We start from the raw sequence: 8,298 nt of genomic DNA, 5'->3' as shown, positions 1-8,298 counted from the left end.
AATTCCTTTTCTTTGACACGAGTTATAGCAGATTGATGTATGAAATCTTCTTTTTTCATATTATCACCTACTTCTTAAAAAGAGTTTTTGCAATTTCTACTTCCAATTCATCTTTCATTGAATCGACCAGTGAAGAAAAATTATTGTTGATTAATACATTACCTCTTTTAATACAAAATCCACTATCAACAGTTTCATCTGATATTTTTACATTAAAGCTTTCGTTCTTCAAACTATCATACTTATCAGATTGTAATACTAACAAATCATCACTATTCAAATCCATTTTGGATAAACTATTTGTTAGGTATTTTTTATAATCTTCAAGTGACATATTCTTTAATTTATCTTTAATTTTTTGTAAAATACTATCGATTACTTCTTGTTTTGCAAAAAGTGCATCATCTCTTGATTTCAAAACAACTTGAGATAAATGTCTGTCATAAACACCTTTTGCCTCAGATTCTGCTTTTTTTAATATTGTATCTTTTTCTTGATTAGCCTGGTCTATTTTAGTTTCAATGATTTTTTCTTTTTCTTGGTTTGCATTTTTAAGAATCTCTTCAGATTCTTTTTTTGCATCCTCAAGAATTTCATTAATTATATTATCTAAATTAGACATCTAAATCACCACTAAGCTTGGATTTGGTTCATTAATAAGAATGAAATAGCAAATGCTAAGATGGCATATAACTCAACCATTACGGCATAAATAATACCTTTTGCTTGTTGAGGTTCATTCTTTGCTAAGATATTGATACCACTAACTGCTACCTTACTTTGAGCGATTGCTGAGAAATATCCTACAACACCTACTGGCAATGCAGCTGCGATGTAAACATATCCTTGAGCCAATGAAATATTTCCACCAGCTAATTTGAATAAAATTAAGATACCAATTACGAATCCGTATAAACCTTGAGTACCTGGTAATAATTGAAGTACTAATGATTTACCGAATTTTTCTGGTTCTTCAATAACTACTCCTGCTGCAGCTTCCCCTGCCATACCTACACCTTTAGCAGATCCCATACCTGAGAACAAAACTGCTATTACTACTGATAATACTCCTAAAACTAATCCACCGTTTTCTAAAAAGAATTTTTCCATAATATCCTCCTATTTGTTTGTTATGTTAAAATATTCTGATTCTGTTATAAGTTTCTTGAATGGCACTCCTCCACCTTCGTAGAACTTGTTAAACATTTCTACGAAAATCAATCTTGCAGAGTGAACATATGCTGACAAGTAAGACAAGAATGCGTTAAATGCTTGGAATACCACGAATACGATAAGTCCAAAAATAAATCCTATAACACTTGATTCTGCCATCATTTTTACGATCATGTTAATTGCTACTGCAATGTATGCTCCTGATAAACCTAAAGCCATAAGTCTCATATAAGATACGAAATCTCCAATCCATCCAGAAATCCCGTACAACGAATATAATCCTGATCCAAGTTTACCACCAATACTTTTAGCATCTCTTCCCGCTGTAAGAATTATTCCAACAGCCGATGCTATAGCAATCCATTTTGCAATAGTCAACGCCATAGCTGGTAATGCTAACGACTTTCCAATTAGTAAAACTAATATACTAATAATAATTAAATACCATAGTCCTACATCATAAAATGCATCTAAAGGCTTGTGGTCTCTAATCAACATATAAGCCTTGATTCCCAATGCAAAGAATAAATGTATAAAACCAAAGATTAAGCATAAAACTATTAAAGTCATAGCATTTTTACTTGTGTCAATGATTGGTGTCATTGGTACTATTCCACCAAAGAATGATCCGTAAATATATCCCCAGAACATTGAAGCAATTGAAATGAACATAAAGAACTTCAAGAATTGCTTTTTCTTTTCATCAAGATTAAAAACCTTGAGTGCCACTAATATTGCTAAAAATACTATCAATCCATATCCTAAATCACCAATCATCATTCCAGAGAAGAAACAATAGAATGGTGCCAATAATGGTGTTGGATCAACCTCATTGTATTTTGGCAATGAATACATTCCAGTAATACTTTCAAAAGCTTTTGCAAATCCTCTGTTTTTAAGGATAATAGGCACATTTGGATCATCCTTATCCGCTGGTTTCATCTCTAAATAATACTTATTATTTAATGAATTTTGTAGCAGATTTTCAAAATCTTTTTCTTTATCAGAAGGAATATATCCTTCGATTATATCAATCTTATCTGTCTTCTTAATCTTGCTAGTAGCTTCTTCTTTCAAGCTATTGTTTTCCAGATAATCATGATAAATCTTAAATTGTTCAGTCAAATCTGTTTTTGATTTAATTTGATTTTCGATTTTCTTGTATTGCTCGTTGTTTGTTTTTATTTGTTCATCAATATTTTTAATTTCATCTTTTACAAATCCATGTGATTTAATATTAATGTTTACAAATCCATTATCCCTAAGAATATCTGAAGCTTTCTTATAGTCCTTAGCGATAACAAGCAAGTACACAAAACCTGAATTACGAGAAATCTCCTCGATATAAATATCTTCAATGTCTTTTGTGTTTAATTTTAACTGATCGATGAATTTATCACTTACAGTTCCCGTAACCACCTTAACTCTTTTGAAATCATCAATCTTTGAAATATCCAAGTCCAATTTTTCCCATGGAATTAATTCAGATTTTTTTTGATTCAAAGTTTGATTATTTTGATCGAGTTCAGTTAGTTGTTTGTCCAATGATGAAAGCTCTTTGTAATGCTTACCGAAGTCAAAATCAAGAGCTTTTTTTGTAAGTTCTTCTAGTCTAAATGTTTTCTTACCTTGCTTTAGTTCGTCAATTTTATTGTGCTTTTCCGAATACTTTTCAAGCAAATCTATAGCCCATTTTACTTTGGTAAGCTTTTCACTAGTGCTAACAATTTGTTCAGAATTATCTAAATTCTTTACATATTGATTATCTTCTTCTAACTTCTTCTCATCGATATGAACATAATTAAACTTTTGAAGATTTTCGAGTAATTTTTCTCTATCATAATCAAATGAAAACAAATCAAATTTGCTCATTTTTACAATAGCCATTAACTCACTATCCTTTCAACGATTTTGTTTACAAGTCCTTCAACTGTATCAGTGTCGATGCTTTTAATACTTTCGTTATTCAACTTAGCCTTTTGTTCAAGTTCCTTTGATTCTTCTATCGCTTTGTTCTTAGAAGATTCTAATTTTTCATTTCGAACTTTTTGTGCTTCGTTGATAATTTCATCGTATTTTTGCGAAGCTTCTGATTTTGCATCTTCTAAAATGCGTTTTTTATTTTCATTAGCTTCATCGACAATAAGCTTAGCCTTTTCTTCAGCTTCTTTTATTTTTGATATAGCAGTATCTGACATTGTTTCACCTCCTAATTAGAGATGGTTTTAGAATAAGAATATATTCTAAAACCATAAGTATATAACTAAAAGCTTAAAGCTATTTAGTACCAAATAATCTGTCTCCTGCATCTCCTAATCCTGGTACGATATATCCGTGCTCGTTTAATTTTTCATCAAGACCTGCAACGTATATATCAACATCTGGATGCTTTTCTTGAACCATTTTGATTCCTTCTGGAGCAGCAATTATATTTACCAATTTGATGTTCTTGCAACCATGTTCTTTCAAGAAAGTGATAGCGGCTTCTGCAGAACCACCTGTTGCAAGCATTGGGTCTACAACGATGATATCTCTTTCTTCTACATCTTTTGGTAATTTACAATAATATTCAACAGGTTTCAAAGTTTCTGGATCTCTATATAAACCAATGTGTCCAACTTTTGCTGCTGGTAGCACACTCAAAAATCCTTCAACCATTCCCAAACCAGCTCTTAAAATCGGAACTACTCCCAACTTTTTACCACTTAAAGTTTGTCCTGTTGTTTTTCCTATCGGAGTTTCTACTTCGCAATCTTCTAATTTAAAATCTCTTGTTACTTCATAGCACATTAAAGTTGCTATTTCAGAAACTAACTGTCTAAATTGATTACTTCCCGTGCTTTTGTCACGTAAAATTGTTAATTTGTGTTTAATCAACGGATGATCAAATACAGTTACTTTACTCATACTTCCTCCTATAAAATAAACTTTATGCTTATTATTATAACATACTAAATTATTTCTATGTTGTTGGCACAAGATTTTTTAAGCCTATTCATAATACTTATACCCATTTTTTGTTCATTTACCCCTTCACAAATCAATAATTTGTAATTAAACTTATCTAATTGTCTGAGGTAAGTGAATATGTTATGTGCAAAATTCAAATAATCATCTCTTTTTGAAATAATTTTTACGTTTTTGAAATTTACATTTTCAGCTGTTTCTTCACATAGGATAAATCCAATATCTTCTGTTTTTATTCCTAAACTATCCACATAATTTTGTATGTTATCCATGTTTCCTTTGATTACTATGAGTTTTGTTTTAGGTGCATAGTGCTTGTATTTTTGTCCTGGGGATTTCGGAACAGTGTTAGAATCGATTAAAGATTTATCATACACAACCTCATCCAAATACTCTTCCAAATCTTCTTTTGTGTAAAAACCAGGTCTAAGTATTGTGTACGGTTTCTCCGTCAAATCGACAACAGTGGATTCAATTCCAATGTTACAACTTCCTCCATCCAAAATCATTTCAATCTCACCTTTCATATCACTATACACATCTTGTGCATTAGTTGGTGATGGTCTTCCCGATTTATTTGCAGATGGAGCTGCTATTGGACAATTTGATTTATCTATCAAAAATCTTGCGATTTCATCCGATGGATTTCTAATTGCAACTGTATTTCCTCCACAACTTACAACGTCATTAACCTTGTCACTTTTTTTGAAAATTATAGTCAATGGACCTGGCCACAAATTATCCATCAATTTTTTTTGATCTTCAGTGATTTCTGACGATAAATTTCTGACCATTTCATAGTTAGTTACGTGCAAGATTAGTGGATTGTCTCTTTTTCTTCTCTTGACATCGAATATTTTTTTGCAAGCTTCTTCATCTAATCCATTTGCTCCTAATCCGTATACTGTTTCTGTTGGAAATGCAACTACACTTCCATTTTTTATTAAATCTGCAGCTTTTTCAAGTGCATGTATTTTGTTTTGTCCGTCTAATTTTTCAATAATCGTATTCATACTAATATCTTTCTAATATAGTTTTCATCAATTTATTCGAATCATGCACAATATAATCATAGCTAATATCACATATATCAGCTTCTATGATTTCTATGCCTAATTTTTCCATATTTTCGCGATCTTCATCTGTAATATAAATCGGCGTAGAGTTTTCAATTGATTTGTATCTGTATTTCGCATATTTGTCTACTTCCTTGGAATTAACGACGATTTTGTCGATAATGTTTGAATTTGCGTGATCAATAATGGCAACTACATGATCTGTAACGCTGTAACCATTAGTTTCTCCAGGTTGTGTCATAATATTTAATATGTACACAACTTCTGCCTTTGTTTCTTTTAGTGCTTGTGATATGTCTGTTACTAAAAGATTGGGAATTATAGATGTGTATAACGATCCTGGTCCTAATAGAACAATATCTGCATCCATTATGCTATCTATGGATTCTTTTAATGGCAAAAGCAATTTAGGTGATGTGTATACCCTTTTGATTTTACCTCCGTTTTTTCTATTCAAAAACGTGATGTTCGATTCACCTTCAATAGTAGATCCATCTTCCAATTCAGCAAATAATTTGACATTATCCAAAGTCATTGGCAGTACTTTTCCTGTAATCGCAAGTACGTTACTTATTTCTTTTATTGCCTCGTTGAAATCGCCACATATATCATTCATCGCAGCTATCAATAAATTCCCTAAGCTCTGACCTTTTAATTGACCATTTGAAAATCTATAATTTATTAATTTTTCCATTATAGGTTCAGTATTAGCAAGTGCCACAAGACAGTTTCTAATATCACCAGGAGGTAACATTCCCAAATCTTCCCTGAGAACTCCACTTCCTCCACCATCATCAGCTACAGTTACAATAGTCGTTATGTTTGATGTGAAATTTTTGACGCCTCTTAGCAATATAGAATTACCTGTTCCTCCGCCTATAGTTACTATTTTTTTACCAAAATTTTTGGTCTCTGTGGGATACATAAACTTTTTCTCCATTTCCCTCAAGCCTTGTTGTCAAAGCTTGTGCTATTGCAACGGACCTGTGCTTTCCGCCGGTGCATCCTATTCCTATAACCAAGTTTGTTTTTCCTTCTTTTGAATATTTAGGAATCAAAAATTCCATCATATCCACTAATTTGTCCAAGAATTCATTTGCTTCTTCAAATCCAAATACATATTCCTTAATATCTGTATTCAGCCCTGAAGATTTTTTTAATTCTTCGATATAATAAGGGTTTGGAAGAAATCTAACATCAAATACCAAATCTGCATCTAGCAATATTCCGTGCTTAAATCCAAATGATACAACAGATATCGCAAGTTTTGTGTCTACATCTTTGAGTGAAAATGCAGATAAGATTTTTCTTCTCAATTCTCCCAATGTCAAATTAGAAGTGTTGATAATTGAATCTGCTGAATTTCTAACTTCACTTAGAAGTTCTCTTTCGTTAAAAATCCCCTGAGAAATATTTCCATTGACTGCCAACGGATGTGGTCTTCTATGTTCTTTGTATCTTCTGATTAGAATTTCATCTGATGCATCCAAATACAAAATTTTAACATCAATACTTTGATTTTTCAAAAGTGTTATGGACTTTATCAAATCAGCGAAGAATTCTCCACCTCTAATATCTACTACGCAAGCTATTTTGTTGATTTTTTTCTTGCTTTTTGTAGTCAAATCGATAAAACTCAATAAAAGAGATGGCGGCATATTATCCAATGTATAATATCCTAAATCTTCAAAAATATCGCTACTGGCACTTTTACCAGCCCCACTCATTCCTGTAATAATTACAACTTCCATGAATTCTCCTAATCGATGTTTATAATTCTACTAATATCCAACCCTGATTCAATTACTCTTCTGATGCTATCATTCACATTTGCAATATTTTTTCTGTGATGAGCATCGCTCCCTAAACTAAATTTAACATTATAATGTGAAGAAATTTTGATTTCTTCTACTGATAAATGTGGATGATGATTGTTAATCTCCATAACCGTGTTTGTTTTTTCGCATGTTTGTGCGATTCTGTCTATATCCACATCTATTTTATCTCCTGGATGCGTTATTATAAAAATATCGTTGTTCTCCAACGCTTTTACCATTGTATTTGTGTTCAAATCAATCATTTTTTCTCTGACCGATTGTCCCATCCAGCTCATTCTTTTTAAAACATGATAATTATAAAAAGATTTTTTGTCTACAAATCTAACTCCATCGTGAAATCCAAGATTGATAAAATCAAAATACTTTTTTTCTTCTTCTCTAATATCTATCTCTCCATTGTATCCAATTACGTTGGCTTCAACTCCCATCAGAATTTCAATATCGTCGTACTTTTCTTTGAGCCTATCAATTTCTTCACGTTGTACAGGAATTAATTTTCTTTTTATTCCGTACATTAAGTGTCCAGGACCGTGATCAGTTATGCTTATAGTCTTTAATTTTTTTGCTCTCGCTTCTTGTACAATTTCTTCGATTGTACTTTTGCCGTGATTGTTACGACTGTAAACTGAATGCACGTGATATTCTCTGGTTAATTTTATTTTATCTTCCACCGATAATTCTCACTTCTGGTTCTAACTTCACATTGAACTTATCAAACACGACTTTTTGCACATGTTCTATAACCGCTACAACGTCAGAGCATTTTGCATCTCCAACATTGACTATGAATCCACAGTGTTTTTCACTAATCATTGCATCATTGTATCTGTATCCTCTAAGCCCTGCTTCATCAATCAATTGTCCCGCAAAATGTCCTTCTGGCCTTTTGAATACAGAGCCACATGAAGGAAGTTCCAATGGTTGCTTTGATGTTCTTCTTTCTGTGTAATCGTGAAAATTATTGAGGATTTCTTGTTGATCACCTTTTTTTAGCAAAAATTCAACTTCCAAAACGACTAATTTTTCATCTTGAACTCTTGAATGTCTGTAGGAAAAATCCATCTCATCACAGTTAAAATATTTTACATTCAAATCTGTATCAATAACCTTAACTCTGTGAACAATATCTTTCATTTCTGTTCCATATGCACCTGCATTCATTGTAATAGCCCCTCCAATGTCTCCAGGTATGCCGCTAACAGCTTCAAAACCAGCGTAAGAGTTATTAATAGCTAATTTACTGA

10 protein-coding genes are annotated in these 8,298 nt (G+C 32.0%); all 10 read right to left on the bottom strand.

All coding sequences use genetic code 11. The features are described 5' to 3' along the window. Positions 1 to 67: 67 nt before the first annotated feature. Positions 68 to 622: a V-type ATP synthase subunit E gene (locus tag KHW44_RS03900; RefSeq protein ID WP_304066209.1), complete on the bottom strand. Its 555-nt coding sequence runs from the start codon at positions 620 to 622 to the stop codon at positions 68 to 70. An 11-nt stretch (positions 623 to 633) separates the two neighbouring features. Beyond that, positions 634 to 1,110, bottom strand: a complete 477-nt coding sequence (locus tag KHW44_RS03895; RefSeq protein WP_294684074.1) for a V-type ATP synthase subunit K — start codon at positions 1,108 to 1,110, stop codon at positions 634 to 636. 9 nt (positions 1,111 to 1,119) lie between these two features. Next, the gene (locus KHW44_RS03890; RefSeq protein WP_294684072.1) at positions 1,120 to 3,060 is read right to left on the bottom strand and encodes a V-type ATP synthase subunit I; all 1,941 of its coding nucleotides are present in this window, start codon (positions 3,058 to 3,060) and stop codon (positions 1,120 to 1,122) included. Further along, complete coding sequence (locus KHW44_RS03885; protein WP_294684070.1) at positions 3,060 to 3,371, bottom strand: hypothetical protein; 312 nt, start codon at positions 3,369 to 3,371, stop codon at positions 3,060 to 3,062. Before KHW44_RS03885 ends, KHW44_RS03890 begins: the two co-directional genes overlap by 1 nt. Before the next feature lie 79 nt (positions 3,372 to 3,450). Beyond that, positions 3,451 to 4,080, bottom strand: coding sequence for a uracil phosphoribosyltransferase (upp, locus tag KHW44_RS03880; RefSeq protein ID WP_294684069.1), 630 nt, complete (start codon positions 4,078 to 4,080; stop codon positions 3,451 to 3,453). A gap of 44 nt (positions 4,081 to 4,124) precedes the next feature. Then, positions 4,125 to 5,153: an L-threonylcarbamoyladenylate synthase gene (locus KHW44_RS03875; protein WP_304066201.1), complete on the bottom strand. Its 1,029-nt coding sequence runs from the start codon at positions 5,151 to 5,153 to the stop codon at positions 4,125 to 4,127. Between the two features lies 1 nt (position 5,154). After that, complete coding sequence (gene yvcK, locus KHW44_RS03870; protein ID WP_035109634.1) at positions 5,155 to 6,141, bottom strand: YvcK family protein; 987 nt, start codon at positions 6,139 to 6,141, stop codon at positions 5,155 to 5,157. Next, entirely contained in the window at positions 6,110 to 6,967 is an 858-nt protein-coding gene (rapZ, locus tag KHW44_RS03865) for an RNase adapter RapZ (protein WP_304066196.1), read from the bottom strand. Before rapZ ends, yvcK begins: the two co-directional genes overlap by 32 nt. An 8-nt stretch (positions 6,968 to 6,975) precedes the next feature. Next, positions 6,976 to 7,725, bottom strand: a complete 750-nt coding sequence (locus KHW44_RS03860; RefSeq protein WP_304066193.1) for a PHP domain-containing protein — start codon at positions 7,723 to 7,725, stop codon at positions 6,976 to 6,978. Next, positions 7,715 to 8,298: UDP-N-acetylmuramate dehydrogenase (gene murB, locus KHW44_RS03855; RefSeq protein ID WP_304066190.1), on the bottom strand; the 584-nt coding region annotated here is incomplete at its 5' end. The genes KHW44_RS03860 and murB, both read right to left, overlap by 11 nt.

The sequence above is a fragment of the Finegoldia magna genome, from assembly GCF_018371055.1.
GTDB classification, from domain to species: domain Bacteria; phylum Bacillota; class Clostridia; order Tissierellales; family Peptoniphilaceae; genus Finegoldia; species Finegoldia magna_I.
The sequence above is the reverse complement of the archived record's forward strand: the minus strand, read 5'-3'. Positions and strand labels throughout refer to the sequence as shown.

Excerpts from the sequence above, each read along its gene's own strand:
- KHW44_RS03900 (WP_304066209.1), bottom strand. The coding sequence starts at position 622 with ATGTCTAATTTAGATAATATAATTAATGAAATTCTTGAGGATGCAAAA.
- KHW44_RS03895 (WP_294684074.1), bottom strand. The coding sequence starts at position 1,110 with ATGGAAAAATTCTTTTTAGAAAACGGTGGATTAGTTTTAGGAGTATTA.
- KHW44_RS03890 (WP_294684072.1), bottom strand. The coding sequence starts at position 3,060 with ATGGCTATTGTAAAAATGAGCAAATTTGATTTGTTTTCATTTGATTAT.
- KHW44_RS03885 (WP_294684070.1), bottom strand. The coding sequence starts at position 3,371 with ATGTCAGATACTGCTATATCAAAAATAAAAGAAGCTGAAGAAAAGGCT.
- upp (WP_294684069.1), bottom strand. The coding sequence starts at position 4,080 with ATGAGTAAAGTAACTGTATTTGATCATCCGTTGATTAAACACAAATTA.
- KHW44_RS03875 (WP_304066201.1), bottom strand. The coding sequence starts at position 5,153 with ATGAATACGATTATTGAAAAATTAGACGGACAAAACAAAATACATGCA.
- yvcK (WP_035109634.1), bottom strand. The coding sequence starts at position 6,141 with ATGTATCCCACAGAGACCAAAAATTTTGGTAAAAAAATAGTAACTATA.
- rapZ (WP_304066196.1), bottom strand. The coding sequence starts at position 6,967 with ATGGAAGTTGTAATTATTACAGGAATGAGTGGGGCTGGTAAAAGTGCC.